General features: G+C 66.0%; 23 protein-coding genes and 2 tRNA genes. 8 read left to right on the forward strand and 17 right to left on the reverse strand.

Features of this window, described 5'->3' with window-relative positions:
• Positions 1-7 precede the first annotated feature (7 nt).
• On the reverse strand, positions 8-652 hold the full coding sequence (locus OG203_RS25110) for an aminodeoxychorismate/anthranilate synthase component II (protein ID WP_405159726.1): 645 nt from the start codon (positions 650-652) through the stop codon (positions 8-10).
• Between the two features lie 173 nt (positions 653-825).
• Between OG203_RS25110 and crgA the strand changes: the two genes are divergently transcribed.
• Both crgA and OG203_RS25120 read left to right on the forward strand, forming a co-directional pair.
• Positions 826-1,089 (forward strand): cell division protein CrgA, encoded by a 264-nt coding sequence (crgA, locus tag OG203_RS25115; protein ID WP_405159727.1) that lies wholly within the window; start codon positions 826-828, stop codon positions 1,087-1,089.
• A gap of 120 nt (positions 1,090-1,209) precedes the next feature.
• Positions 1,210-1,707 carry a PH domain-containing protein gene (locus OG203_RS25120; protein WP_405159728.1) on the forward strand — a complete coding sequence of 166 codons (498 nt, stop codon included), beginning with the start codon at positions 1,210-1,212 and terminating at the stop codon, positions 1,705-1,707.
• Between the two features lie 105 nt (positions 1,708-1,812).
• Here OG203_RS25120 and OG203_RS25125 read toward each other — a convergent pair whose 3' ends face one another.
• On the reverse strand, positions 1,813-2,679 hold the full coding sequence (locus tag OG203_RS25125; RefSeq protein ID WP_405159729.1) for a rhomboid family intramembrane serine protease: 867 nt from the start codon (positions 2,677-2,679) through the stop codon (positions 1,813-1,815).
• Between the two features lie 4 nt (positions 2,680-2,683).
• Positions 2,684-3,211: a peptidylprolyl isomerase gene (locus OG203_RS25130; RefSeq protein ID WP_405159730.1), complete on the reverse strand. Its 528-nt coding sequence runs from the start codon at positions 3,209-3,211 to the stop codon at positions 2,684-2,686.
• Between the two features lie 255 nt (positions 3,212-3,466).
• Here OG203_RS25130 and OG203_RS25135 point away from each other — a divergent pair, with 255 nt between their 5' ends.
• Positions 3,467-3,679: a hypothetical protein gene (locus OG203_RS25135; RefSeq protein WP_405159731.1), complete on the forward strand. Its 213-nt coding sequence runs from the start codon at positions 3,467-3,469 to the stop codon at positions 3,677-3,679.
• Between the two features lie 50 nt (positions 3,680-3,729).
• On the opposite strand, the gene OG203_RS25140 is transcribed toward OG203_RS25135, so the two are convergent.
• The 4 genes from OG203_RS25140 to OG203_RS25155 all read right to left on the reverse strand — a co-directional run bounded on the left by OG203_RS25140 (position 3,730) and on the right by OG203_RS25155 (position 7,836).
• Positions 3,730-4,569 (reverse strand): ABC transporter permease, encoded by an 840-nt coding sequence (locus OG203_RS25140; protein WP_405159732.1) that lies wholly within the window; start codon positions 4,567-4,569, stop codon positions 3,730-3,732.
• Positions 4,566-5,567 carry an ATP-binding cassette domain-containing protein gene (locus tag OG203_RS25145; RefSeq protein ID WP_405159733.1) on the reverse strand — a complete coding sequence of 334 codons (1,002 nt, stop codon included), beginning with the start codon at positions 5,565-5,567 and terminating at the stop codon, positions 4,566-4,568. The genes OG203_RS25140 and OG203_RS25145 overlap by 4 nt, the downstream gene beginning before the upstream one ends.
• 129 nt (positions 5,568-5,696) lie before the next feature.
• Positions 5,697-6,125, reverse strand: a complete 429-nt coding sequence (locus OG203_RS25150) for a VOC family protein (RefSeq protein ID WP_405159734.1) — start codon at positions 6,123-6,125, stop codon at positions 5,697-5,699.
• A 781-nt stretch (positions 6,126-6,906) separates the two neighbouring features.
• On the reverse strand, positions 6,907-7,836 hold the full coding sequence (locus tag OG203_RS25155) for an acyl-CoA dehydrogenase family protein (protein WP_405159735.1): 930 nt from the start codon (positions 7,834-7,836) through the stop codon (positions 6,907-6,909).
• Positions 7,837-8,023: 187 nt separating this feature from the next.
• Between OG203_RS25155 and OG203_RS25160 the strand changes: the two genes are divergently transcribed.
• Both OG203_RS25160 and OG203_RS25165 read left to right on the forward strand, forming a co-directional pair.
• On the forward strand, positions 8,024-8,734 hold the full coding sequence (locus tag OG203_RS25160) for a YoaK family protein (RefSeq protein ID WP_405159736.1): 711 nt from the start codon (positions 8,024-8,026) through the stop codon (positions 8,732-8,734).
• A gap of 40 nt (positions 8,735-8,774) precedes the next feature.
• Positions 8,775-9,965 (forward strand): hypothetical protein, encoded by a 1,191-nt coding sequence (locus tag OG203_RS25165; protein WP_405159737.1) that lies wholly within the window; start codon positions 8,775-8,777, stop codon positions 9,963-9,965.
• Positions 9,966-10,381: 416 nt separating this feature from the next.
• Here OG203_RS25165 and OG203_RS25170 read toward each other — a convergent pair.
• The 10 genes from OG203_RS25170 to dnaA form a co-directional block, all read right to left on the reverse strand.
• A tRNA-Ala gene (locus OG203_RS25170) sits at positions 10,382-10,454 on the reverse strand.
• A gap of 3 nt (positions 10,455-10,457) precedes the next feature.
• Positions 10,458-10,565: a DLW-39 family protein gene (locus tag OG203_RS25175; RefSeq protein WP_223884814.1), complete on the reverse strand. Its 108-nt coding sequence runs from the start codon at positions 10,563-10,565 to the stop codon at positions 10,458-10,460.
• 29 nt (positions 10,566-10,594) lie between these two features.
• A tRNA-Ile gene (locus OG203_RS25180) sits at positions 10,595-10,668 on the reverse strand.
• 154 nt (positions 10,669-10,822) lie between these two features.
• The gene (locus tag OG203_RS25185; RefSeq protein ID WP_405159738.1) at positions 10,823-11,989 is read right to left on the reverse strand and encodes a DUF3566 domain-containing protein; all 1,167 of its coding nucleotides are present in this window, start codon (positions 11,987-11,989) and stop codon (positions 10,823-10,825) included.
• A 42-nt stretch (positions 11,990-12,031) separates the two neighbouring features.
• A complete protein-coding gene (gene gyrA, locus OG203_RS25190) occupies positions 12,032-14,554 on the reverse strand; it encodes a DNA gyrase subunit A (protein WP_405159739.1) in 2,523 nt (840 codons plus the stop codon).
• Between the two features lie 54 nt (positions 14,555-14,608).
• Positions 14,609-16,663 (reverse strand): DNA topoisomerase (ATP-hydrolyzing) subunit B, encoded by a 2,055-nt coding sequence (gene gyrB, locus OG203_RS25195; RefSeq protein ID WP_405159740.1) that lies wholly within the window; start codon positions 16,661-16,663, stop codon positions 14,609-14,611.
• 577 nt (positions 16,664-17,240) lie between these two features.
• Positions 17,241-17,801, reverse strand: a complete 561-nt coding sequence (locus OG203_RS25200) for a DUF721 family protein (protein WP_405167996.1) — start codon at positions 17,799-17,801, stop codon at positions 17,241-17,243.
• Between the two features lie 152 nt (positions 17,802-17,953).
• Positions 17,954-19,135 (reverse strand): DNA replication/repair protein RecF, encoded by a 1,182-nt coding sequence (gene recF, locus OG203_RS25205; RefSeq protein WP_405159741.1) that lies wholly within the window; start codon positions 19,133-19,135, stop codon positions 17,954-17,956.
• 222 nt (positions 19,136-19,357) lie between these two features.
• Positions 19,358-20,533, reverse strand: coding sequence for a DNA polymerase III subunit beta (gene dnaN / locus OG203_RS25210; protein WP_405159742.1), 1,176 nt, complete (start codon positions 20,531-20,533; stop codon positions 19,358-19,360).
• A gap of 978 nt (positions 20,534-21,511) precedes the next feature.
• A complete protein-coding gene (gene dnaA, locus OG203_RS25215) occupies positions 21,512-23,545 on the reverse strand; it encodes a chromosomal replication initiator protein DnaA (RefSeq protein WP_405159743.1) in 2,034 nt (677 codons plus the stop codon).
• A gap of 663 nt (positions 23,546-24,208) precedes the next feature.
• Between dnaA and rpmH the strand changes: the two genes are divergently transcribed.
• Genes rpmH through yidD form a run of 3 tightly spaced genes read left to right on the forward strand, consistent with a single transcriptional unit; the run spans position 24,209 to position 25,191 of the window.
• Positions 24,209-24,352, forward strand: a complete 144-nt coding sequence (gene rpmH / locus OG203_RS25220; RefSeq protein ID WP_005516618.1) for a 50S ribosomal protein L34 — start codon at positions 24,209-24,211, stop codon at positions 24,350-24,352.
• A gap of 18 nt (positions 24,353-24,370) precedes the next feature.
• Complete coding sequence (gene rnpA / locus OG203_RS25225; protein ID WP_405159744.1) at positions 24,371-24,796, forward strand: ribonuclease P protein component; 426 nt, start codon at positions 24,371-24,373, stop codon at positions 24,794-24,796.
• Positions 24,793-25,191 (forward strand): membrane protein insertion efficiency factor YidD, encoded by a 399-nt coding sequence (gene yidD / locus OG203_RS25230; RefSeq protein WP_357380133.1) that lies wholly within the window; start codon positions 24,793-24,795, stop codon positions 25,189-25,191. The genes rnpA and yidD overlap by 4 nt, the downstream gene beginning before the upstream one ends.
• Positions 25,192-25,195 lie beyond the last annotated feature (4 nt).

A 25,195-nucleotide genomic window follows, 5' to 3' on the forward strand; every position in this document is an offset into this window, starting at 1 on the left:
CGTCCGCTCACTGCAGCACCAGCGCCGCGACCTCCGCCTCGAGCATCTCGACCAGACTCTCGGCCGGGCGCTCGCCGCAGACGCCGAGCCAGTTGGCCAGCATCCGATGCCCGCCCTGGGTCAGCACCGATTCGGGGTGGAACTGCACGCCCTGGATCGGCAGGGTGCGGTGCCGCATGGCCATCACGATGCCGGTCTCGGTGCGGCCGAGCACCTCGATCTCCTCGGGCAGGGTGTCCTCGAGGACGGTGAGCGAGTGGTATCGCGTCGCGGTGAACGGGTCGGGCAGGCCGGCAAGCACCCCGGCGCCGATGTGGAAGACCGAGCTGGTCTTGCCGTGCAGCAGCTCGGGCGCGCGGGTCACGGTCGCGCCGAAGGCCTCGCCGATGGCCTGATGACCGAGGCACACGCCGAGCAGCGGAACGGAATGCCGGGCACAGGCGTGCACCAGGTCGATGCTGGCACCCGCCCGATCCGGGGTGCCAGGCCCGGGGCTGATCAGGACGCCGTCGAATTCGGTCACCACGGTGTCGACATCGGCGAGGTTCGGGTCGTCATTGCGCCAGACCACGGCCTCGACACCAAGCTGCCCGAGGTACTGGACCAGGTTGAACACGAAGCTGTCGTAATTGTCGACGACCAGAACACGCATGATCCGAGATTACGTCCCCGCACGGCGCCGCGTCGCATCCATTACCAGTTGGGATAGCCTAGAGACACACCGGAGGGCGCCCGAGCCTCGTCCACCGTGGCGAGCGAGCTCCGCACCACGCACCCGCGCCTGCCCCGCCGGTACCGACCTGCACGCCGAAATACGAGGACGTCATGCCCAAGTCGAAGGTCCGGAAGAAGACCGACTACACGATCAACCCTGCCAGCCGGACGCCGGTGAAGGTGAAGGTCGGACCGTCGCCCGTCTGGTACGTCACCATCATGCTCGGTTTCATGCTCGCCGGGCTGGCGTGGCTGCTCGTCTACTACCTCGCCGCCGACCACATCACCTGGATGAGCGACCTGAACGCCTGGAACTTCCTCATCGGATTCGGTCTCATGGTCGTCGGTCTGATCATGACCATGCGGTGGCGTTGACACCACATCTAGGTTGTTCCGGGTAACGCGGACACCACATCTGGGTTACAGACGTGTCATTCATGCACACCTGTGGATGAACCTGTGGACAACTCGAGGAGCGATTGGGGAAAGTGACGCGTGACACCTGATTCTCCCGATCCCCAGGCACCCGATCCGCGACCGCGCGACGCGACTCCGCGCCTCGCGTGGACCACGCCTGCCCCGGCTCTGATCGCGGTCACCGGCGGCGGCATCGTCCTGGCGGTCGCCGCGATCCTGTCGAACGAGGCGGCCAGCCGTCTGCTCATCGGATTGGCGGCGGTCGGCCTATTGGTGCTGGCCGGGCTGGGTTTCCGGCAGCGACCACGGCTGACCGTTGTCCCCGGCGCGGACCCGCGCATGGTGGTGCGCAACCTGCTCGGCGCCGACGAATACAGCCGCGACCAGATCATCCGCGCCCGGGTGGTCGACTATCGCCGCCTCGGTCGCAAGATGCCGATGCTGGAGATCGACGTCGATCACGACGGCAGCGAACGGTTGTTGATCTTCGGTCGCTGGGATCTCGGCGTACGACCCGACGACGTCTACGACACCCTGGTACAGACCCTCCGATTGTCGGGCAAGACCACCCGATAATCCCCGCGCCGTGCGAGTTATGCACAGGCACCATGGGTCGCGGCACAGACTCCGATCGGCGCGGCTTCGACGTGTTTCACGTGAAGCCGCGCCACGAATATCGAATCAGGCCAGCGACATAGCGGTAGCGCCGATCACGGCAACCCCCGACACTCCGACGACCGCGACGGCGACCCAGCCGATGAGCCGAGCGACCTCTTGCGATTTCGCGTGCAGCCAGCCGGGCAGGAACAGGATGCCGAGCGTCGCGAGCGTGCCGGCGGCCAAGCCACCGAGGTGTCCCCACAGCGAGATGCCCGGCAACGAGAAGCTGATGAAGACGTTGATGGCGATCAGGATCAGCATCTGCTTCGGGTCCTGCCGCAACCGGATCAGGATGACGGTGATCGCGCCGAACAGGCCGTACACCGCGCCCGAGGCACCGGCGGTCGCGCTGTTCTGCGAGAACACCATGACGGCGGCGGAGCCACCGAGCAGCGACACCAGATAGACCGCGAGATACCGCAGCCGCCCGAGCACCAGCTCGGTATCACGGCCGATCACATACAGCGCGAACATGTTGAGCAGCAGATGGATCGGACCGTAGTGCAGGAAGCCCGCACCGATCACCCGCAGCCACTGGCCGTCGGCGACGAACGGCGGAAACAGCACCCAGTCCCGGAACAGCGCCGAGGTTCGGTTGTCCACCAGGCTCTTGGCCTGCGCCGCGGTGATCGCGAAGACCGCGACATTGAGCGCGATCAGCGCGTAGGTCGCGTACGGCAGCGACGCCCGTGCCGCCGGCGCACCCGCGACGGTGCGCACCGGTGGCACGTCGCGCTGCTCCTGCCGCAGGCAGTCGACGCAGTGCTGACCGACCGCCGCCGGACGCAGGCACTCAGGGCAGGCCGGCCGTCCGCAGCGCGTACACGCCAGGCCGGTCGGACGATTGGGATGGCGAACGCACGTCGGCGCAGGCGGCTGGGCGGTCATAGCCTCATTCGATCGTGATCTTGGTGATTTCGACGGATTCCAGGGGACGGTCGTTGCGATCGGTCGCCGTCGTGGCGATGGCGTCGACGACCTTGCGCGACTCGGGATCGACGACCTCGCCGAAGATGCTGTGCTTGCGGTTGAGGTGCGGCTGCGCGCCGACGGTGATGAAGAACTGCGAGCCGTTGGTCGCTGGCCCCGCGTTGGCCATCGCCAGCAGGTAGCCGCGGTCGAAGCGCAGTTCTGGGTGGAACTCGTCGCCGAACTCATAGCCTGGCCCGCCGCGCCCGGTGCCGGTGGGATCCCCGCCCTGAATCATGAACCCGGCCATCACCCGGTGGAACACCGCGCCGTCGTAGAACGGGCCGGTGCTGCCGCCGCTCGCGTTCGCGGTGGTGTACGGCGCGGAACCGTCGGCGAGGCCGATGAAGTTGCGGACCGTCTTGGGCGCGTGGTTACCGAAGAGCGCGATCTTGATGTCGCCGCGATTCGTGTGGAGCGTCGCCACAGCGGTCTGATTCGGTGAGGTCACGCCGCAATGCTACGGTCCCGCCGCCCCGGAACTTCAGCGCACCGGCCGGTGCCTTCCGTGTCGGGTAGTCGAGTAGCGGATGCGCGCGGTGAGTTACCCGTAGTCGAACGAAATCGGTCGTCGCCGCACGGGCGTCGAGCGATGCGTCACCCGACCGAGTTCCGGCCGAGCGGATGGGCCGTGCATGCGCGCCGCCGAGCAAGGCCCTGAGCTGGCGCTACTGCATCAACGGCCCGGTTGTGCCAGCATGGGCCAATGACCTTGGGGCCCCTACATGTATCCGCACGTACTCGTAACCGGCTCATCGTCGCGGCGGCCGTCGCGCTGGCGGGTGCCGTGGCCTTGCTGATACGCAGTAAGCGGCCGCAGCCGCCGGTACCCGCCCCGGAGCCGCCGCGCATCGGCTACTCCCGCAACGGTTCCGCCCCGGCCCCCGTCGCGGGGGTAAACGCGGAGAACGGGCGCTGACGGCGGCCAATCATCGGCGCTCGCTGTCTCCGACTGAGGATGTTCCACGACTAGCGGCTGACGGTTTTCTTGTACTGACTGACCGCGAGCGGAACGAACACCACCATGATCACCACTACCCAGATCAGCGTGGTCACTTCGGGATTGCGCAGTGACCACGCGGTGGGCGCGGGCGACAGCGCGCTGGTGTTGCCGAACAGATCGCGGCTTGCCTGGGTGAGTGCGGAGACCGGATTCCATTCGGCGATGACCCGCAGCACCGTCGGCAGTTTCTCGCTCGGCACGAAGGTGTTGCCGATGAACGTCAGCGGGAAGACGACGATGAAGCTGGCGTTGTTGAAGACCTCCGGCGCGCGGACCAGCAGGCCGACGTAGGCCATCACCCAGGACACCGCGTAGGCGAACAGCAACAGCAGGACATAGGCCAGCACCGCGTCCAGGAGCGATCCGCGAATCCGCCAGCCGACCACGAGGCCGGTCAGCGACATCACCGTCAGGCTGACCACGTTGATCACCACGTCGCTGAGCGTCCGGCCGATCAGCACGGCGGACGGCGCCATCGGCAGCGAACGGAATCGGTCGATGATGCCCTTCTGCATGTCCTCGGCCAACGCCGAACCGGTGAACGACGCACCGAACACCACGGTTTGTGCGAAGATGCCCGCGATCAAGAACTCTCGGTACCCGCCGGGTACATCGATCCCGGCGCCGAAGATGTAGGCGAACAACAGCACGAACATGATCGGCGAGAGCGTCGAGAAGATCAGCACATCGGGCACGCGCCTGATCTTGATGATGCCGCGCTTCGCGATGGTCAGGCTGTCGCTGACCACCATCGACAATCGATCGACGAGTCCGGGCCGGTCGAATACCGGAGCGATCGTGGTCATCGGGTTGTTCCTTCCGCTGCTTCGAGCTTGTCCGCCGCGCCGTTGTCGTTGATCAGTTCCCCTGCCTCATGCCCGGTGAGAGTGAGGAAGACGTCATCGAGTGAGGGCCTGCGCAGGCCGACGTCGTGGATCGTCACGCCGTGCTCGGTGAGCTTGCCGATCGCCGCCACCAGCGCCTGCGAGCCGTCCGACACCGGGACGATGATGCGGCGCAGCCCGGGCTCGACGTGAATCTCGCCATCCGCCAAGCCTTTCAACGCCTGCATCGCGGTGCCGAGGTTGTCGGCGTGATCGACCGTGAGCTCGATCCGGTCGCCGCCGACCATGGTCTTGAGCTCATCGGCGGTGCCGCGGGCGATGACCTTGCCTCGGTCGATCACCGCGATCGCGTCGGCCAGCCGATCGGCCTCGTCCATGTGCTGGGTGGTGAGCAGCAGCGTGGTGCCGCCCGCCACCAACTCCTCGATGACATCCCACAGGTCCAGCCTGGCCCGGGGATCCAGGCCGGTGGTCGGCTCGTCGAGGAAAAGCACGGGCGGTTTTGCCACCAACGCACCCGCCAGGTCGAGGCGCCTGCGCATACCGCCGGAATACGTTTTCACCGGACGGTCGGCGGCGTCGCTGAGCCGGAATCGCTCGAGTAGTTCGCGCGCTCGTTGCTTACTACGCGGCACGCCCATGTGATACAGCCGCCCGACCATTTCCAAATTCTCGAAACCGGTCAGGTATTCGTCCACCGCGGCGTACTGGCCCGACGCGCCGATCCGGGAACGCAGCGTCCGTGGATCGCGCAGCACATCGATGCCCGCGACGGTCGCGCGTCCGGCGTCGGGCACGAGCATCGTGCTGAGCACCCGGACCGTGGTGGTTTTACCTGCGCCGTTGGGTCCGAGCAGCGCGGTAACGGTCCCCTCGGGGACCGAGAGGTCGAGTCCATCGAGGGCGACCAGATCGCCGTATCGTTTGACCAGACCCTCGGCGACTATTGCGTCGGGCATGATTCTCCTGAGTTCGTGAGTTTTCGTAGGATGTATTGCCCGACGCCAGTGAGCTGACGCCGACCGAATTCGCTGGATCGGAATCGAATTCCGATACTCGAGTCAGTATTGCGCCACCCACCGACAAGTTCATCCGTTTTGTTCGGTATCAAGATCATCCGAAAGGGACGGCCCGTCGGCAACGGGCGTCGTCCATTCCAGAACCTGCACGATGACGCCGTTGGGGTCGGTCACCTGGAACAGCTTCTCGCCCCACGGTTGCTCGACCAGCGGCAGCGTGATGGGCACACCCGCGTTCCGCAGTCGCGCCTCCTCGCGCGCGGCGTCATCGACGGTGAACGCGATCGCGATGCCTTGCGAGGCGATGTGTCGTTGCTCCTCGGGTAGCACCGCCAGGCCGAGCTCGTGCACCGCGATGCCCAACGCCGCCGGGTGCGTCAGCGATACGAAGCCGTCGGCCGCGATCGCCTCGAGGTAGCCGAAGTGGTCGATGAGGAACCGTTTCGTGGCGGCGATGTCGGCCACGGTCAGGGACAGGGTGCTGGCGTTGATGCGCAATGGCTCGATTCCTTCTGTGCGGCGAAGCTTTCTCTCTACAATGTACAGAGTTTTTGAGTAGCTGCCCACCCCCAAATCCTGGCCGCCAGTTTCCGCCCGTTGACAGACGAAAGGTCGCACCTCGATCCAGGCGGTGCTCGGGGGTGCCGGATCGAAGTGCGACCGGTTCGATACTCCCGCGCGGCACCGGGCCGCGTCGTGCGTAGCGGACTACCCGATTCGCCCGCGTGCGCTACTCGCACCCGGCGCGCGCCGACCCGAAAGGGGCCGAGCGCCTTGATCGCTCGGTTCCCGCGACCGGCCACCCCCGCGCTGAACACGAACACATGTTCGCACCGAGGTCCGACAGGTTTCGAAGCCGAGGCGTGCCGAGGAAGGCGACACGCGGCGCCTCCGCACGCCCGCTAGGCGCGAATCGCACATATCCGACAGCGATCCTCGCCACACAGCGACCGGTCGGCATGTTTTACGTCGTCGCCAGCATCCAGGCCCGACCACGCGAAAACCAGGTATCCACCTGCGCAACAGCGATTTTGGCAAACAACAGGCCACCGCCGAACAGTGACGAAACGGGGCAACTCACCCACCCAAAACGGCCTCGAACTAGGAGAAAGTAAGCCCACCCAAAAAATCTTCGAAAAGTGGCGCTTCCCACGCGCACACAATCGCGGATCATCGCGTAGGATCATTCAGGTCGGCCCCTCCCCCCCGGGCCGACCTTACGCGGGCCTCGGCTAACTCCCCCCCTTCGCCGAGGCCCGCTCCCCATTTCCGGACCAGGTCAGACCGCTTGATCGGCGCCGGGCAGCACCGATCGCCAGGCCGTAGCCAGCCGCTGATCGCGCACCCGCCCGGCGATCGCGAGCAACGGACGATCCCGCTCCCATCGCTGCGCGGTCACCGAATCCACCGACGCCCACAGGGAATCCAGCTCCGCGAGCAACCGGGCAAAGTACTCGAACGCGCCACCGAGCGCGATATGCACGCCTGGTGAACTCGGCGCATCGATGTCGAGCCCACGCACCGCCGCCACCACGGTCAACAGTCGCTGCAGCACCGATTGCGGCCAGTCCGCCGCCCGCGCCACCCTGACCAACCAGCCGAGTGCCGCCGCGAGCACATGGATGTCCTCGATCGTGCGGAACGGCTTGAGGTAGTCCAGGTAGCCGTCGCCCGGTAGCACCACTGCCGCAACATCAGTCAGCGTCACCATGGCGTGCGGGATCTCCGGGGCAAACGCGGTCGCGGGCAGATTCGTCACGTGCACCCCGGCCTCGCGGACATCGACCATGGTGGCGCGCAACCGATTCCGGCCGGACTCGTCCGCGCCGACACTGGCGAGCACCACCAGCCGGTGTGCCATCATGCCAAGCGTGGCAAAGGTTTTGGTGCCGTTGAGCCGGAAGCCGCCCGCGGCTTCGGTCAGCGTGGTCCTGATCGCCGACGGATGCCCGCCGCCCTCCTCGGTCGCGCACAATGCGACCAGTTCGTCAGCGGGCAGATCGGGAATCAGCGTGCGCAGCGCCTCCTGATATCCGGACAGGAACGCGAAGCCGAGCCGGTCGGCGCCGAATCCGCCAGCGATGGCGACATCGACCGGCTTGTCGAATCGGTTCGCGGCCACCCGATGTCGCGTCCAGGCCGCGGCGACATCGTCGAGCGGGGTCGCGGCGAGCGGTTCGGTCAGCAGGAAATCGAGCACGGAGTCCACTCCTGCACGGTAACCGGCGATAGGGCTCAGCCGGTGCGGCGCCGTGCCGCCAGTCACACAGCTCCTTGCCCACCGACCGTCGACACAGAGTGGTGACCGTCCGGCAACCAACGGCGCTGCACATGCGCGTTCCGCCGACGAGCGGTAAGACTGGGGAGTCATATCCGTATCGAAAGGAGCCTGACCTGTGCCAAAACCAGATGAAGCACGCAAAAGGGCACTTTTCGACAACGAGGCCAGATTGTCCTGGGTGCTGGCCGGATTGGCCGGACTGATCGGCGCAGCGGCGTTCATGCACACCGCTGGCTACTTCGTCACATTCATGACCGGCAACACCGAGCGCGCCATTCTCGGACACTTCCACGATCAAAAGGACACCGCGGTCGCGGCGGCCGGGCTGCTCGGGTCGTTCGTTGCCGGGGTGGTGGTCTCCTCCTGGTGCCGCAGGCGCTACTGGTCCGGCCATCCGCACGGACCGACGCTGCTGACGACCTTCAGCCTCGCCACCGCGTCGATCATCGACATCGTTCGATTCCAGAACCCGGAGACGGCCAGCATCGACTTCGTGCCGATCCTGTTCGTCGCGTTCGGTGTCGGCGCGCTGAACACCTCGTTCGTCAAGGACGGTGAGGTCTCCGTGCCGCTGAGCTACGTCACCGGCACCCTGGTCAAGCTGGCCCAGGGCATCGAACGTCATATCAGCGGCGGCGACTACGCGGATTGGCTCGGTTACTTTCTGCTCTACGTAAGTTTCGCGCTGGGCGCCCTGCTCGGTGGACTGTTGAGCCTGCTCGTCGCCGGCTGGGCCATGCTAATCACCGCGACGGTCGTCTGCCTGATCGTGACCGGCTACACCTACCTGCACCTCGACCGGCACGGACCGCTGTCCGGTCAGTGACTTTCGTGCACTCGTCGGCCGGTCCGGTTACGGTGGCCGCGTGGAGGAGAATTTCGGGGTCGACGCCGAGCAGTTCGCGGCGCTCGTCCGGCAACGACTGACCGATATCGGCGAGCACGACGCCGTGTACGACCCCGACGAGTTCACGATCGTCGTCGGCGACCTGCAGCTGTACCTGGGCAACATCTTTCGGGAGACCGCCGAGCTCCCGTCCGACGAACGGGACGCGCGGATCGCACGCTTCGTCGCCAGCGTCCGAGACGAAGACGAGCCGGAGGCCTGGCCAGCCGTCCGTGCCGCACTGCGACCCATCCTGCGCCCCAACGGCTTCGGCCTCAACTCCCCGACCGGCGACATGGTCGCGCTCACGCGCCCCGCTTTCCCGTTCGTAGACGAGCTGGTCGCGGTCGACCGCCCCAACTCCCGCTCGATCGTCTCCACCGCGACAGTGGCGGACTGGGGCGTCAGCGCCGATGAGGTCTTCGCCGCAGCCCGCGAAAACCTCACGGCCATGGCCGGTTCGCACGGCATCAAGGAAGCGGGCGTGCTCCGCTTCGCCGACAACGGCGACGGCTACTGCACCTCCTGGCCACTGATCCCCGGCTGGCTAACGGGCTCCGGCGACGGCACCCACCGCCCCATCGCCTTCCTGCCCGAGGTAGACACCCTGATCATCACCCCCGACACCGGCGACCTCACCGCCCTCTTCGCAGAGGTCGAGCAGCTCTACCGCAATGCCGTCCGCCCCATCTCCCCCCAGGCCTACACGGTCGACGACCACGGCACCGTAATCCCCCTCGACCACTCCCCCAACCACCGCCACCACGCCCTGGCCCTACGCGCCCGATGTGGTTTAGCCGTAACCGAATACGACGCCCAAACCGCAGCCCTCAACGAGGCAGTAGAACGCGACTTCACCTACCCCCGCCACAAAGACCTAGCCCCCGCATTCGTAGCCTCGGTCAGCTACGTAGCCGCCGACACCGGCCCCCGCACAGTCACCGTCTGGGGCAAAGACGTCGAATACCTCCTCCCAGAAGCCGACCACATCGCCTTCTGCACCAACCAATCCGGCGAAATGACCACCCTCTTCGAAACCCCCTTCGCCGCCGTAGCAGAAATAACCGGCCTAACCCCAATCCCCGGCATGTCCCCCCGCCGCTACGAAGTCCGCCACTGGCCAACCCCCGAAACCCTCGCCCGCCTCGAGGCCGCCTCGATTCCCCGCTGAACAGCGAAAGCACCCTGCCGCCCTATCTGGGATGTGCTGGGGTACCAAAGCTTTCGCCGAGAACAGGCGATGAGAGGCACACGCGAAACGGATCTCGGCACGACTTCGGGTAACCAAGGCTGGAAAGTGGTCCCGAAGCGATCCCGTCCGGCAGTCGACGAGCCAGCGCAAGCCCTGTCGGTACACCACCAACGACAAGTAGGTCGGTTACGAGTAACCGAGAAGCCTGGGAGGTAGTCAGGAATCCGCGCCCAGCGGGCAGTCAACAGGCCAGCAAACAACCCGTGGATGGTTCACCTGAGGAGGGGGGTCCGGGGGGCAAAGCCCCTCCGGGGCGGGGTGTGGGGGCTCCGCCCCCACAAGATACGCGGAACGCAAAAGGCTCATGCTCTCCATGAGCATGAGCCTCTGATGCGTGGAGCCTAGGGGAATCGAACCCCTAACCCCTGCCTTGCAAAGGCAGTGCTCTGCCAATTGAGCTAAGGCCCCGAGTCAGCGGGTGGTGACCTCGTGCCACATGTCGGCGTCGTTGCGCTGGCGCAGCTTGGAGATACCGATGAGAACCGCGACCACGGCACCGACCGTGACAAGAAACTTCATGGTTCCCACCCTACTGTGATGATCGGGAGTGGGCCTAGGAGGACTTGAACCTCCGACCTCTTCGTTATCAGCGAAGCGCTCTAACCGCCTGAGCTATAGGCCCGTATGGCTCTCGTGTTGTTCCACCTGAGCCGAGAGTAGAGATTACCCGACGCGTTATCTATCAACCAAAACGGCTGGTAGCAGGGCTGCCATCATCGAAAACGGCCGGTGTCGTCCCGGGTCGGGGACGACACCGGCCGTTGGACAATCGAGTGCTAGTCGGGATCGGCGAGGGTCACCTGGATGCCGCCGACCAGGTCGCAACACTGGTTGTAGATGAACGTGCCGACGGTGCCGAGTGCGGTGAACAGCACCACGTTGATCAGACCGATGACGCCCGCGTAGCCGAAGACCGTGCCTGCGTCGATGAGCCCGGCCGATCCGCTGTCCTGGGACACCATGTCGGTGAAGGTGTTGTTCAGCCGCTCCCACACGCCCATGCCCTCGAGCACGATGTAGAGCAGGCCGACCGCGAGCATCCAGACGAAGAACATGGCGACGCTGATCACCAGCGAGATCTTCAGGGTCGACCACGGGTCGATCCGGCGGATCTGCACGGTGGCCCGCAGCGGCTCGCCGGTGGCGACGGCGGCGGCCACCGCGACCGGCACCGCGGGCGAGATGGGTGTCTGCGGGCCGGTGTGGTCGGCGGACGGCGGCAGCGGGTGCCGGATCTCGGACAGGTCCGGCATGTCCTTGATCAGTTCGGGCCGCGCGATGCTTCGGGTCGGTCCGTCGATGCCGACGGACTTCACCATGGCCGCTTCCTTGCGGGCCGCCTTGGCCGCGAGGTCGGCGGTGGTGCGCGCGTTGGTCACGCCACCGCCGAGGCCACCCTGGCCGCCTTGGCCGCCCTGCTGGGCACCGGAGCCGCTCGGGCGGCCGGTGACCGGCGCTTGGCCCGGCCGGTACAGGTTGGACTGTGGTTCCCGCTGCGGCAGTTGTGCCCAGCCGTCCTGGAACGGCGATTGGCCACCACCGTTGCCGGACTGATCCCCCGACTCGGATGCGCCGGGCTCTGAGTTGTTCATCCGCACAGTCTGATCGAACGGATCTTGCCCGCTGTGACCGGGAGCCTGCTCCGACCCCTTCGGCTGGCCCGCGAAATCGCCTTGCTTGTCTTGCATTTCGCGCTGCTGGCCGCCTTGCTGGCCGCCACCGGACTGCCCGTGCTGCTGCCCGCCCTGGCCAGCGGACTGCGCACCACCCGATTGGCCACCGTTGGGCTGGCCGCCGCCTGGCTGCCCGCCGCCCGGCTGGCCGTTATCGCCCGACGAGGTCGGCCGTGGGATCGGCCGCGGCGGGATCGGGGACGGTGCGATCCGCTCGGTCACACCGTTCGTCTGGTGCCGCTCGTCATTCGGCTGATTCGGAGTGGTCAATGGGAATCCTTAGATCCGTTCGTTGCCGCCGCTGTTGGGTTACTACTCAGAGGAACCGGTGTCGCTGTCCTCGCCGGCCAGCAGATCGGGATCGGGCTCGTCGGCATTGCGCGCGATAGCAAGCAACGTATCGCCCTCGCCGAGGTTCATCAATCGCACGCCCTTGGTCTGCCGTCCAGCCTTACGCACCTGCTTGGCCACCGTCCGGATGACACCACCACCGGAGGTGATCGCATACAACTCATCCTCGTCCTCGACGATGAGCGCACCGACAAGGGTGCCACGCTTGGGGTCGTACTGGACGGTCAATACGCCTTTACCACCGCGACCCTGCGCCGTGTACTCCTCGATCGCGGTCCGCTTAGCGTAACCGCCCGCGGTGGCGACCAGCAGATATGTATCCGGGCGCACAACGTTCAACGACAAGAGTTCATCGGAGGCGTTGAATCGCATGCCCTGCACACCGGAGGTGGCGCGGCCCATCGGACGCAGCGCCTCGTCGGTCGCGGAGAACCGGATCGACTGGCCCAGCGCCGACACCAGCAGCAGGTCGTCATCGGCCGAGCACAGCACGGCGCCGACCAGTTCGTCCTCGTCGCGCAGGTTCACCGCGACGATGCCGCCGGTGCGGTTGGAGTCGAAATCGGTCAGCTTCGACTTCTTCACGAGGCCATTCTTGGTGGCGAGCACCAGGTATGGGGAGTCTTCGTAGGATTTCAGCTGAATGATCTGGGCGATCTTCTCGTCCGGCTGGAAGGCGAGCAGGTTCGCCACGTGCTGGCCGCGCGCGGTGCGGCTGGCCTCGGGCAGCTCGTAGGCCTTGGCGCGGTAGACCCGGCCCTTGTTCGTGAAGAACAGCAGCCAGTCGTGGGTCGACGAGATGAAGAAGTGCTTGACCAGGTCGTCCTGCTTGAGACCGGCACCCTGCACACCCTTGCCGCCGCGCTTCTGGCTGCGGTAGAGGTCGGTCTTGGTGCGCTTGGCGTAGCCGGTCTCGGTGATGGTGACGACCACGTCCTCGCGGGCGATCAGGTCCTCGTCGGCGACGTCGCCGTCGGCGGCGATGATCCTGGTGCGCCGGTCGTCGCCGTACTTCTCGACGATCTCGGCCAGCTCGTCGCGCACGATGGCGCGCTGGCGCTCCGGCTTGGCGAGGATGTCCTTCAAGTCGGCGATCTCGAGCTCGATCTTGGCCAACTCGTCGACGATCTTCTGCCGCTCCAACGCCGAGAGGCGGCGCAGCTGCATATCGAGGATCGCGGTCGCCTGGATCTCGTCGATGTCGAGCATCTGCATCAGGCCGGTGCGCGCGGTGTCGGTATTGGCCGACCGCCGGATAAGGGCGATGACCTCGTCGAGCGCGTCGAGCGCCTTGACCAGGCCGCGCAGGATGTGGGCCCGCTCCTCGGCCTTGCGCAGCAAGTACTTGGTGCGCCGGACGATGACGTCCAACTGGTGCTTGACGTAGTAGCGGATCATCTGGTCGAGCCGCAGCGTGCGCGGCACGCCGTCGACGATCGAGAGCATGTTGCAGCCGAAACTGGTCTGCAGCTGGGTGTGCTTGTACAGGTTGTTCAGCACGACCTTGGCGACGGCGTCGCGCTTGACGGTGACGACGATCCGCATGCCAGCGCGGTCCGAGGACTCGTCGTGGATGTCGGAGATGCCCGCGATCTTGCCGTCCCGCACCTGCTCGGCGATCGCGTTGATGAAGTTGTCGGTGTTGACCTGGTACGGCAGCTCGGTGATGACCAGCGTGGTCCGGCCCTTGTTGTCTTCCTCGATCTCGACGACACCGCGCATCCGGACCGAGCCGCGGCCGGTGGAGTAGGCGTCGTGGATGCCCTGGCCGCCGACGATGAGACCGTAGGTCGGGAAGTCCGGGCCCTTGACCCGTTCCATGCAGGCGGCAAGCGTCGACTCTTCGTCAGCCTCGAAGTTGTCCAGCGCCCAGTAGATCGCCTCGGCCAGCTCGCGCAGGTTGTGCGGCGGAATGTTGGTCGCCATGCCGACCGCGATGCCGTTGCTGCCGTTCATCAGCAGCGCGGGCACCCGGCTGGGCAGCACGGTCGGCTCCTGCGAGCGACCGTCGTAGTTCGGCACGAAATCGACCGTCTCGTGGTCGATCTCGCGCAGCATCTCCATCGCGAGCGGGGTCAGCCGACATTCGGTGTATCGCATGGCGGCCGCGCCGTCGTTGCCGCGGGAACCGAAGTTGCCTTGGCCGTCGACCAGCGGGTAGCGCAGCGACCACGGCTGCGCCATGCGCACGAGGGTGTCGTAGATCGACGCGTCACCGTGCGGGTGGTAGTTACCCATCGTCTCGGCGACCGGGCGCGCGGACTTCACATAGCCGCGGTCGGGCCGATACCCGTTGTCGTACATCGCGTACAGCACGCGCCGGTGCACCGGCTTGAGGCCGTCGCGCACCTCGGGCAACGCGCGGCCGACGATCACGCTCATCGCGTAATCGATGTAGCTGTTCTGCATTTCCTGCTGGATGTCGACCGGATCGATCCGGTCGCCGCCGGTGCCTCCGTACGGAGGCAGCGTCGTGTCGGTCATGGAGTCTCCTTAGCGGGCCTGGTGCGGTTGCGGTGACGTGGCACGCGCACCGGCTTATACGTCGAGGAAGCGAACGTCCTTGGCATTACGGGTGATGAAGCTGCGGCGGGCCTCTACGTCCTCGCCCATCAGCACGCTGAACAGCTCGTCGGCCGCGGCGGCGTCGTCCAAGGTGACCAGCTTGAGCACGCGCACCGACGGGTCCATCGTGGTTTCCCACAGCTCCTTGGCGTTCATTTCGCCGAGACCTTTGTAGCGCTGGACGCCGTCTTCCTTGTTGATCTTCTTGCCAGCGGCGAGACCGGTTTCCAGCAGGCCGTCGCGTTCGCGGTCGGAGTAGGCGAACTCCGGATCGCTGCGCTGCCACTTGAGCTTGTACAGCGGCGGCTGGGCCAGATACACGTGGCCCTGCTCGACCAGCGGGCGCATGAACCGGAACAGCAGCGTGAGCAGCAGGGTCGCGATGTGCTGGCCGTCGACGTCGGCGTCGGCCATCAGCACGATCTTGTGATAGCGCAGCTTGGCGATATCGAACTCGTCGTGGATGCCGGTGCCGAAGGCGGTGATGATCGACTGGACTTCGTTGTTCTTGAGCACCCGGTCGATGCGGGCCTTCTCGACGTTGATGATCTTTCCGCGCAGCGGCAGGATCGCCTGGTACATCGAGTCGCGCCCGGATTTGGCCGAGCCACCGGCGGAGTCGCCCTCGACGATGTAGATCTCGGACTTGCTCGGGTCCTTGGAGCGGCAGTCGGCCAGCTTACCGGGCAGGCCGCCGAGGTCGGTCGCGCTCTTGCGGCGCACCAACTCCCTGGCCTTCCGTGCGGCGACGCGGGCCTGCGCGGAGGAGACCGCCTTGTTCACGATGGTCTTCGCGTCGGCCGGGTTGGCTTCGAACCAGTGCGAGAGGTGCTCGTTGCACGCCTTCTGCACGAACGACTTGACCTCGGTGTTGCCGAGCTTCGTCTTGGTCTGGCCCTCGAACTGCGGCTCGGAGACCTTCACGCTGACGATGGCGGCCAGGCCCTCACGGATGTCGTCACCGGTGAGGTTGCCGTCTTTTTCCTTGAGGAGCTTCTTGTCCTTGGCGTACTTGTTGACGACCGTGGTCAACGCCGCGCGGAAGCCCTCTTCGTGGGTGCCGCCCTCGTGGGTGTTGATCGTGTTGGCGAAGGTGTGCACCGACTCGGAGTAGCCCGAGTTCCACTGCATGGCGACCTCGAGCTCGTGGCCGGTGCCCTTGCCGGTGAAGCCGACGACCGAGTTGTGGATCGGCTGCTTGGTCCGGTTGATGTGGCGGACGAAGTCCTCCAGACCACCCGGGTAGTGGTAGGTGCGCTTCTTCACCTTGTGCTCGACCGGCGCGGTGACGTCTTCGGCCTCCGCGTGCTTGGGCGCATCGGCCGTCTCGCTGACCACATCGTCGGTGATCTCGGCGTCGGTGACGCGCTCGTCGGTGAGCGTGATGGTCAGTCCCTTGTTCAGGAACGCCATCTCCTGCAGCCGACGGGCCACCGTCTCGAAGTTGTAGGTGGTCGTCTCGAAGATGTTCGGGTCGGCCCAGAAGCGGATCGTGGTGCCGGTCTTCTTGGACGGGTCGCCCTGGAGCAGCTTGCCGGGGACCGAGTCCTTGTACGTCTGGGTCCAGTGGAAACCGTCGCGGTCGATCTCCGCCTCGAGCTGGGAGGACAGCGCGTTCACCACGGAGATACCGACGCCGTGCAGACCACCGGACACCGCGTAGGAGTCGGAGTCGAACTTGCCGCCCGCGTGCAGCTGGGTCATGACCACTTCGATGGTCGGGACGCCCTGCGCGTGCATGGCCACCGGGATGCCTCGGCCGTCGTCGACCACCTCGACGCCGCCGTCGGCGAGGAGGGTGACCTCGACCTTGGACGCGTACCCGGCCATCGCCTCGTCGACCGAGTTGTCGACGACCTCCCAGATCAGGTGGTGCAGGCCACGCTCACCGGTGGAACCGATGTACATGCCGGGACGCTTGCGGACCGCCTCGAGCCCCTCGAGGACCGTGATGGACGAGGCGCCGTAGTCCGCCTTGCCCGAGGTAGCGTTGGTCGAGCCCGATGCGTTGGAGTCGTTGGCAGCCACTGGTCGGTAGCTCTCCTTACTTGCTGATCCTCCTGGCGAGGCACTGCACAGCACGCGTTGATCCCTGGCCATGACTGCTCGAGAAATACAGGGCCACGCGGGCTGTACGGGACGCACCGAAGGTGATCGCCGCTAGTTACGTCACCATCCTACTGGTAGACCCAACCTACAGTGCACCTACGACACCCCTGACGGCTCCGTGAATGCGAGAAATCGGATTGCCGCGAGTCTGTTCCGCCCTTCGGGCCTCCAACTCGCCTCTGGGATGATTCGGGCGGCAGGCATCGAGCGGCCGTCCCGGCGACACGCGGCGGTGCGGCGGTATGCCCGTATTTCGGGCCCGTTGGGTGTAGCCGACAAGTTACTCACGGCGGCCGCGAGATCATGTGCGGAGTCGGCTTCCGGCGACGGATCGGTCCGCGAACAGGGCGGTAGATCAAGTACCGGACGTCCGACGATGGGATCGACCTTGGGTGAATGCGGTGCTCTCGGCAAAGTCCAGCTACTACCGCTCGGTTGAAATCGGTTGGCGCATCGAGCGATAGCGCGGAACGGTTTCACGTGGAACGCGCTCGGATTATCCGTAGGTATCGCGCGGTCCGCGGCCGCGGACGTGTCGTTCGCCCTTGCGCCAGCTGGGTGCCGCGGGGCCGGTGATCTTCAGTGACGTCACGACACCCGGCCCGACCGCGGCGTTGATCTTCGCCAGGATCTGGCTCTGCAACATGCGCAATTGGGTTGCCCAGGCGGTGGATTCGGCGGCGATGCTCAGCACGTTGTCCTTCAGGGTCAACGGCGTGGCATGGGAGGCGATGTCCTCGCCGACGACACCGGCCCAGCGGCCGAACACCATTCCCTCGGCGACCTTGGTGGACCAACCGCGATTCTTCGCGAGCGAGCCGGTCAGCTTGCCGAACAGCTGGGGATCGCGCGAGTCCGGTCCGGCGCCGGACCAACCGCTGCGGCGACGCGCCCCGGTCCGCAGCTTGCGCTGCGGCGAGGATCGCCCCTGCCCGACGGACTTTCCGCTTGCCTTCGCCGCCGCGCGGGCCTCCTCGAGCGCCCGCCTTGCCAGATCGACACCGCGCAACTCCGGCTCGTTACCTGCCGGTTCGGCGCCTTTTTGATCGGTCACCAGGCTCCTCTCGTATCGCGCGGCCAAATCGTCACTCTACGACAGGGCACCGACAAAACGGTCGCCTCGGCCACGGCACCGAACGCATTAGTTCTCCACAGGGCCTGTTGATAACCATGCTTTTCTGTGCATACGTCATCGTGCGAACGCGATTGTCACGGTGCCGGTGTGGCGGGCTCGGCGATCCGGGAGGTGCGACCGTCCGGGCCGCCGCTGGTTTCCACGCGCAGCGGGACGGCGGCGAGTTCGGCAGGGACATCCTCTGGGACAGCGGCGGTGATCAATACCTGTTCCGCGCCGGCGGCTACGGCGGCGAGGGCGGTGCGGCGGCGGCGGTCGAGTTCGGCGAAGACGTCGTCGAGCAGCAGCACGGGTTCGGATCCGCTGGCGCGCAACAATTCGAACGCGCCGAGACGCAGCGCCAGCGCGAACGACCAGGATTCGCCGTGGCTGGCGAAACCCTTGGCCGGTGCGTCCCCGAGGTTCAGCTCGAGCTCGTCGCGGTGCGGGCCGACCAGGCAGACACCGCGTTCCAGTTCCTTCGACCGTGCCGCAGCGAGTTCGCGCAGCATGATGGCTTCCAGCGCCTCGGTGTCGTCCGGCTCGGGTTCCCTTGCGGGGTCGAGGAATTCGGGCGGCAGCGTCGCGCTGCGGTAAGCGATTGCGGCAGGCCGTGATTCGGGTGCGATGGCGGCGTAGGACTGGGCGAGGTACGGGTAGAGTTCGTGCACCAGGCGCAGCCGGTAGTTCAGCAGCACCGAGGCGTGGGTAGCCAGGTGGCCGTCCCATACGTCGAGGGTGCCGAGCTCGGTCTTCGATCGGGCTTGCCGCCCAGCGGATTTCAGCAATGCCGAGCGCTGTCGCAGTACCCGGTCATAGTCGCTGCGGACGGCGGCCAGCCTCGGCAGGCGGGCTGTGCACAACTCGTCCATGAACCGTCGCCGCTCGCCCGGATCGCCGCGCACCAGCGCGAGATCTTCGGGAGCGAACAGCACCGTTTGCAGGATGCCGAGAATCTCCCTCGGCCGGCGGGCCGGTGAGCGATTGATCTGGGCGCGGTTGGCGGTGCCCTGGTTCAGCTCGATGTCGATCCGCAGTTCACGGCCGCTGTTGACAACGGACGCGCCGATCCTCGCCTTGTCGGCGCCCATCCTGATCAGCGGGGCGTCGGCCGCGACCCGATGCGAGCCGAGGGTGGCCAGGTAGCCGATCGCCTCGAGCAGGTTCGTTTTGCCGTTGCCGTTCGAGCCGAGGAAAACCGTTCGGCCTGGGGACAATTCGAGTTCGGCGTGTTCCCAGGAGCGGAAGTCACGCAGCGACAGTGTTCGGATGAACATCCGCTACCTGGCTCCTACCTGCGCGAGTTCTGTCACATGAAGCTGTGCGTAGTGCTCCGCCACGGACACCGGAGCCGTTGGCAACCAACCACAGGATGTGGAAGACCTGTGGATGAATGGCGCCGACCGCCACTGCCGCGTCACCGAATCCGGCGGCGTCACTACCGGATTCGAAACGACCGAGACAGTGGCCGAGCTCGGATCGCGGTCGTGCACAGGTGCTCAGCCCGGGAGCCGGACCGGCATCAGCAGGTAGGTGTACGGGCTGTCCAGGGCCGCGAACGCGCCCGACTCGAGCACTTTCGGCTCGTCCTCGACCGCGGGGAGTAGTACCGCGGGACGGCTAGGCGTGGTGAACCCGAAGGTGACCCGCTCGGCGTGCAGCGCGGACAGGCCGTCGATCAGGTAACCGGGGTTGAACGCGATGGTCAGCGATTCGCCACGGAAGTCGGCCTCGAGCCATTCCTCGGCGCGACCGGCGTCGTCACCACCCGCGGACAGCAGCAGGCCCTCGGTGGAGAACTCGAGGCGCACCTGGGCACCGCGCTCGGCGACCAACGCGACACGCTTGATCGCCTCGGTCAGCACGGACACCTGGAGGGTGGCGATCGAGGTGTGTTCCTTCGGCAGCAGCTGACGGAACTTGGGGAATTCGGCATCGAGCAGGCGCGTGGTGGTGCGGCGGCCCGCGTTCACGATGCCGAGCAGACCGTCCGAGCCCGCACCGGTGCCGAGCGAAAGCTGTACGGGCGCATCGGAGGCGCCGAGCGTCTTCGCGGCCTCGGACAGGGTCCTTGCCGGAATCAGTACGGAGGTCTCGATCGCGGCGTCGGCGGGCGACCACTCGATGTGCCGGACCGCGAGGCGGAATCGGTCGGTGGCCGCGAGCACCACCTTCGAGCCCTCGATCTCGACGCGGATGCCGGTGAGCATCGGCAGCGTGTCGTCTCGGCCCGCCGCGACGGCGACCTGGCCGACCGCATTGGCGAACACGTCGACGCTCAGCTCACCGGTCTGCTGCGGCACCTCGGGAAGCTGGGGATAGTCCTCGACCGGCATGGTCGGCAGCGAGAACTTCGCACTGCCACAGGCGATCAGCACGCGGGTGCCATCGACGGAGACGTCGACCGGCTTGTTCGACAGCGACTTGGTGATGTCGGCAAGCAGTCGGCCGGAGACGAGAACCTCGCCGGGACCGGCGACCTCGGCGGCGACCCGCATCTGCGCGGAGACCTCGTAGTCGAAGCCGGAGACGGTCAGCCCGCCCTCGTCGGCAACGAGCAGCACACCACCGAGCACCGGGACCGGAGGCCGGGACGGGAGGCTACGTGCCACCCAGGCAACGGATTCCGCGAAGTCCTCTCGGGCGACCCGAAACTTCATGCTCGCAAGCTCCATCGCCCGATCTGTCCTCTCCCAGTTCCGTGAGCAGTTATGCGGTGGCCGGACATTCGTCCTCCAAGCCTGTCGGCTCGTTCAACGTTGATTCGCGCAGGATGTGGATCGGCCGCCATGGAAAGTGTGGCACAGGCGACCGACACCAAACCGTACCCGCGACGAGAGCTATGGCCTAGCCCGACCCGCTAGACCGCCTCTCCAAGTCTTCAGGCCAGACCTAGGTACTACGTCAGTGACGTTGGCGGCCAGCGGTGATGTTGGTGATGAGTGAGCCCGTCCCTGGGGAGTTACCCATGTGCTCGAGAAATCAGTTGGCCGGTTTCGAGGATCGAGGCTGTGGCCCGTGTCCGCGAACCGAAGTGCCGAACGAGGATCTGCTCCCGGCTCGCCTCCTTGCCTGTGGACGAGAGCGGCTCCGGACGTGACCCTCCCCGACCCGACTTTCCACACACCTGTTTTCAAGAGAGTTCTTCTAGAAGAAGAACTGAAGTAGTAGTAGGCACTGTGGAATCTGTGTACTGAGGCCGAATCCGCAGGTCAGCGAGCGTGGTGCCGTGGGGATGACCGCGGGGTGTCTCGAGGATGAACGAGGGGCGTCTGTGGAGTTCCGAAGTTGTCCCACATTCATCCTCGAGTGCTCCTCGAGTTGTTCCACCGAATTCACCCGGTTGTTCACACGTGTGTACCGATACGTGGACAACTCGAGGAATCCTCGAGGACTCCACATGGACTCCTCGAGGATTCCCCAACCCCTTGACCGACTGCCGCGCTGGTCACCGCCTGTGCGCAAGTTCGGCTTGGGAAGCTGGGGATGAAGCCCTGTTAGCGGACGCCGCGCGGTCCATCCCCACGCCTGTTAGCCAACCGGTGCACAACCCGGTGTTTCCTCGAGGACTCCACAAGGATTCCTCGAGGAATCCACAGGCCACAAAAAAGCACCGCCCCAGGTCAGGGGCGGTGCGGGGTTGTTAGTGAAACTCAGCGCGAGCGTTGCTTGATTCGGGCTGTTAGTTCTTGTACCTGGTCATACACCCGGCGCCGCTCGGTCATCTCCTTGCGGACTTTCTTCTCCGCGTACATCACCGTGGTGTGGTCTCGGCCGAACGCCTGGCCGATCTTCGGCAGCGACAGATCGGTCAGCTCACGGGACAGATACATGGCGATCTGGCGGGCCTGCGCCAGCGGCCGCGCCTTGCCCGGCCCGGTCAGCTCCTCGAGCGTGGTGTTGAAGTACTCGGCGGTGACGGCCATGATCGTCGCCGCGTTGATCTCCAGCGCCGCGGTATCCGGCATCAGGTCGCGCAGCACCATCTCGGCCAGCGACAGATCCAGCGGCTGACCATTGAGCGAGGCGAACGCGGTGACCCGGATCAGCGCGCCCTCCAGCTCGCGGATGTTGCGTTCGACCCTGGTCGCGATCAGTTCCATCACGTCGTGCGGTACGTCCAGCCGATCCATTCGGGCCTTCTTGCGCAGGATGGCGATGCGCGTCTCCAGCTCCGGCGGCTGCACGTCGGTGATCAGACCCCACTCGAACCGGGTCCGCAATCGTTCCTCCAGCGTGGCCAGCTGCTTGGGCGGGCGATCGGAGGAGACGACGATTTGTTTGTTGGCGTTGTGCAGGGTGTTGAAGGTATGGAAGAACTCCTCCTGGATACCTTCCTTGCCCTCGATGAACTGGATGTCGTCGACAAGCAGGATGTCGGTCTCGCGGTAGCGGCGTTTGAACGCCACCTTCCGGTCGTCGCGCAGGCTGTTGATGAAGTCGTTGGTGAACTCTTCGGTCGAGACGTACTTCACCCGCATCCCTGGAAACAGCCGCTGGGCGTAGTGGCCAGCCGCGTGTAGTAGATGCGTCTTGCCCAAACCCGAAGCGCCCCAGACGAATAGGGGGTTGTAGGCGCGGGCAGGGGCCTCCGCGATGGCGACCGCGGCGGCGTGTGCGAAGCGGTTGGACGCGCCGATGACGAACGTGTCGAAGGTGTACTTCGAGTTCAGGCTGGCCGAGGAACTCGACGGCGCCGAGCTCTCCTGCGACTTGGTGAAGTAGGTCGGCCAGGAATTGCGGGCGTTGACCACGGGCTCGTCGTCGCGGTCGGCACGCGGGCTCTCGGATTCCCGGACCGAATCGTGCGCGGCCGCCATGCCCTGGTCGTTGGACTCCGCGGCCTCGCGCACCGGCGCCCGGACCGGACCGCGCACGGCGGCTGGGCCGGGGTCTGGGGTGAACAGGGACTCCTGGCCGGGCGGGATCGATTCGCGGCGCGGGGGTAAGCCCTGTTCACGGCGTTGGGCGGGCGTGGGTTCGTGCCTCGGGGCGGCCTGCATCTCGGCGGGGGCGGGGTATTCGTCGCGGCTCGGGTATTCGTCGCGGGCGTAGTCCTGCCGGTCGTATTCGCCTGCGGAGGCGTATTCCGGCGCGTACTCGTTGTCGGAGTAATCGGAGCCGCCGTTGTAGCCGGGGGCCGGGGCGTAGTCGTTGGACTGGGCGTAGCGCGGTTGCTGGTATTCGTCGCGGCTCTGATACTCGCCGGGATAACCGCCGTGGCCACGTCCGTTATCGCGGGGTCCGTTGTCCCGGGGTCCGTTGTCGCGAGGTTCGTTGTCGCGGGGACCGTTGTCGCGAGGTCCGTTGTCGCGAGGTCCGTTGTCCCTTGGGCGTTCCGGCCTGCTCGTCATCCGGGCGTGCCTGGGATTGTTGCTGGTCCGCTCGGTGGTCGGGGCGGTCGGCGCGGCGATGCGCACCCCGAGTCCCTCCACCTGGGGGCCGAGGCGCCGGGCCAGGGACCGCAGGATCGGCTCGCGCAGATCGCGTTCGATGGCCTCCTGAGCCAACGAGGAAGGTACCGAGAGCAGGGCGAACCCCTGCGCCACCGTCAGCGGCTTGACCAGTTTCAGCCAGGCCTGCTGCGCTCTGGTCACCGGCGGAATGGCACCGTCCGGTGAGCCGGTGGTCAGCTCGGCAACTACCTCGGGCCACACCGTGGCCAACACGTTCTGCTCGTCGTCCATGCAGTTTCCTCCCCGGAAGTAGGTCGATAGGAGCAGACGGCCGGGGCACGCGGGGAGATAGTGGTGACGACCATGCTCGGGTCGGTACCGTGATCCTGCGTACGTCCGTAACCGGTTCGGACGCTGCCCGGATCCCCATTCCGGGCGGCGGCGTGGCACCGTCGGCCCTACGAATATGCCACTCCAGGGGTCTTTCCACACAATTATCCACAGATGTGGAGAACCCTGGGGAGTTGTGAAATGCGGCTTATCGCCCCGGCCATAACGCTCTGACCTGCGGTTGTGTAGCAACCCTTCGGCAACGTAGGTTGCTGATCAGCTCGGGCGTGGCTAGGGGTGTGGACGAACTCACCGTGATACTCACAGGCTCGCACAGTGATATGCACAGCTTTCGGGATAGGTCACGCTGTTCCCGCTGGTCGGGTGTTCGGGGCAGGCCGGGTGGGGCGAGTTTGACCCGCTCCTAGGCGATCAGTACCCTCGTACAGTCACCCTTTGGTGCGGTGGCGGTCTTGTGCTGACCGCGTGTAGGTCGTGATCGACCGACTGTGCGCCAAGACCGACGCGCCGATGATGACCAGACCTGCGATTCATCGCGAATACCTGTTTCACCGAAAAGCTTCGGGCACTACCTGGTGCCCACTGACTCGAGGAGTGTTGACCGTGGCCAAGGGCAAGCGGACGTTCCAGCCGAACAACCGTCGTCGGGCGCGCGTCCACGGCTTCCGTCTCCGGATGCGCACCCGTGCGGGGCGCGCCATCGTTTCGGCGCGTCGCCGCAAGGGCCGCGCCGAACTCACTGCCTGATCTTCCGCGGACGCTCGGGTGTTGCCTGAGCCGTATCGGTTGCATCATCGTGCCGACTTCTCCCGGACGGTGCGCCGCGGCCAGCGAATCGGGAGGCGCGATCTAGTCGTACACGTGCTCACACACGGGTATGACGGAGTCGTGGACGTAAATGGACGACATGGTGATCCGGCCGGTGCGCTGGTCCGCGTAGGCGGACCACGCTTTGGGCTGATCGTCAGCAAGGCGGTGGGCAACGCGGTGATTCGACACCGTGTGGCCCGCCGCCTGCGTCATATGTGCCTCCAGATAGTTCCCGAGTTGCCCGGCGACGCCGACATCGTGATCCGCGCGCTGCCCGGCGCAGCGAACGCCTCCTCGGAGGAGCTGCTGCGTCAGCTGCGCGGGGCGGTACGCAAGCTCGGTGTCGGGACAACCGGCGCGGCACGTGTCGGATCGCCATGAGCCGCACCGCGAAGATCGGTCGGCTACCGGCGAACGCACTGATCTTTCTGATCGAGTTGTATCGGACCTACGTCTCCCCCACCCGCATGCCGGTGTGTCGTTTCACCCCGACCTGCAGCGAGTACGCGGTCACCGCATTGCGCACGCGCGGGCTGTTCGTCGGCCTCGGATTGGCAGCCGTGCGACTGGCCAAATGTGCGCCCTGGCACCCTGGTGGGTGGGACCCCGTTCCGGAGCGGAAGCGAAGCACCGTTCGCACCGCGCCTGGGACCGTGGCAGCCACCGATCCGGCGCCGCAGGAAGCCAACCTGCAGGCCGACCCGGTGTCGGAGCCGAACGCTTGGAAAGGATCACCGCGCGCGGTGATCGGCGATACGAACGACGGGAGTGCATAGAGCC

This window comes from Nocardia sp. NBC_01499 (assembly GCF_045040275.1).
Classification (GTDB): domain Bacteria; phylum Actinomycetota; class Actinomycetes; order Mycobacteriales; family Mycobacteriaceae; genus Nocardia.

Excerpts from the sequence above, each read along its gene's own strand:
- OG203_RS25110 (WP_405159726.1), bottom strand. The coding sequence starts at position 652 with ATGCGTGTTCTGGTCGTCGACAATTACGACAGCTTCGTGTTCAACCTG.
- dnaA (WP_405159743.1), bottom strand. The coding sequence starts at position 23,545 with ATGGACGACGAGCAGAACGTGTTGGCCACGGTGTGGCCCGAGGTAGTT.
- OG203_RS25140 (WP_405159732.1), bottom strand. The coding sequence starts at position 4,569 with ATGACCACGATCGCTCCGGTATTCGACCGGCCCGGACTCGTCGATCGA.
- OG203_RS25175 (WP_223884814.1), bottom strand. The coding sequence starts at position 10,565 with ATGAAGTTTCTTGTCACGGTCGGTGCCGTGGTCGCGGTTCTCATCGGT.
- yidD (WP_357380133.1), top strand. The coding sequence starts at position 24,793 with ATGAGCCGCACCGCGAAGATCGGTCGGCTACCGGCGAACGCACTGATC.
- dnaN (WP_405159742.1), bottom strand. The coding sequence starts at position 20,533 with ATGGAGCTTGCGAGCATGAAGTTTCGGGTCGCCCGAGAGGACTTCGCG.
- OG203_RS25135 (WP_405159731.1), top strand. The coding sequence starts at position 3,467 with ATGACCTTGGGGCCCCTACATGTATCCGCACGTACTCGTAACCGGCTC.
- OG203_RS25125 (WP_405159729.1), bottom strand. The coding sequence starts at position 2,679 with ATGACCGCCCAGCCGCCTGCGCCGACGTGCGTTCGCCATCCCAATCGT.
- crgA (WP_405159727.1), top strand. The coding sequence starts at position 826 with ATGCCCAAGTCGAAGGTCCGGAAGAAGACCGACTACACGATCAACCCT.
- recF (WP_405159741.1), bottom strand. The coding sequence starts at position 19,135 with ATGTTCATCCGAACACTGTCGCTGCGTGACTTCCGCTCCTGGGAACAC.
- gyrA (WP_405159739.1), bottom strand. The coding sequence starts at position 14,554 with ATGACCGACACGACGCTGCCTCCGTACGGAGGCACCGGCGGCGACCGG.
- OG203_RS25145 (WP_405159733.1), bottom strand. The coding sequence starts at position 5,567 with ATGCCCGACGCAATAGTCGCCGAGGGTCTGGTCAAACGATACGGCGAT.